Source organism: Desertibacillus haloalkaliphilus (genome assembly GCF_019039105.1).
Classification (GTDB): Bacteria; Bacillota; Bacilli; order Bacillales; family KJ1-10-99; genus Desertibacillus; species Desertibacillus haloalkaliphilus.
The window spans coordinates 1-388 of sequence record NZ_JAHPIV010000296.1; the positions used below are offsets into that span (position 1 = coordinate 1).

Consider the following 388-nt stretch of genomic DNA (forward strand, 5'->3'; position numbering starts at 1 on the left):
GAGTTGTGACAACATGCAGACCAATAAGTGCACCAGCTACCATTGTCCAAACAATGTAAATTTCTTGTTGCAAGAATAATGGCTTCCTTCCAGCAAGAACATCTCTTATCATCCCACCACCTGTTCCGGTTAAGGCAGCAGCTACAATAACAGCAGACAATGGGTGTCCCATGTCCGTTGCATACATCGCACCTTGAATGGCAAAAGCAGAGAGGCCAATCGCATCAAACAAAAGACCAAATTTAATCCATTGTTGATGCAATATAACAGGAAACAGGAAAGCGATCGTCATAACAACGATAGCAATAATAAATAACGAACCTTGTTCCCATAGAGCTGAAACCGGAACTCCAATTAAAAGGTTTCGTACAGCTCCTCCCCCGAATGC

At 43.0% G+C, this 388-nt stretch carries 1 protein-coding gene; it reads right to left on the reverse strand.

What is annotated here, in order from left to right:
• Positions 1-388 (reverse strand): trimeric intracellular cation channel family protein (locus KH400_RS22015; RefSeq protein WP_217228270.1); only part of this gene is annotated, 388 nt, incomplete at both ends.